Source organism: Herbaspirillum sp. B65 (assembly GCF_000333555.1).
GTDB classification, from domain to species: Bacteria; Pseudomonadota; Gammaproteobacteria; order Burkholderiales; family Burkholderiaceae_D; genus Herbaspirillum; species Herbaspirillum rubrisubalbicans.
Genome location: NZ_BADI01000906.1, coordinates 1 through 392, shown reverse-complemented (window position 1 = coordinate 392; position 392 = coordinate 1). Strand labels below are relative to the sequence as shown.

Sequence of the window (392 nt, the reverse complement as noted above, 5' to 3'; positions counted from 1 at the left end):
CGGTCACAGCAGATTTCATCAACGCCGTTGGCCTGGGTTTCGCCCCAGTAGCCGACCACGATGGCGCTCTGGCTGCCGCGCGCCAGGGCATGGGGACGCCGCTGCAGGCCACTACCATCGGCCAGCACCGGGCGCCAGGGGATGCCGGCGCGGATCGCTTCGAAGACATTGGCATAGCCCATGCGGCGGGCCTGCTCGATGAGACGCGCAACATGATCGATGCCTCGCTGCTGGCGCTGCTGCCGCCGCAAAGCTACCTGGTCAATTCCGCACGCGGCGGGCTCATCCAGATCGACGACCTGCTGGCCGCGCTGGAAAACGGTCAGCTCAAGGGCGCGGCGCTGGATGTGTTGCCAGTCGAGCCGCCCACGACATCGGCGGCGATCGTGCAG

The 392-nt window shown here is 67.6% G+C and carries 1 protein-coding gene and 1 pseudogene; one reads left to right on the top strand and one right to left on the bottom strand.

What is annotated here, in order from left to right:
• The coding region (locus I5W_RS21355) for a hypothetical protein (protein ID WP_044530741.1) at positions 1 to 182 on the bottom strand (182 nt) is incomplete at its 3' end.
• Positions 183 to 191: 9 nt separating this feature from the next.
• Between I5W_RS21355 and I5W_RS21350 the strand changes: the two are divergent.
• Positions 192 to 392, top strand: a pseudogene (locus I5W_RS21350) (NAD(P)-dependent oxidoreductase); the annotation flags it as partial.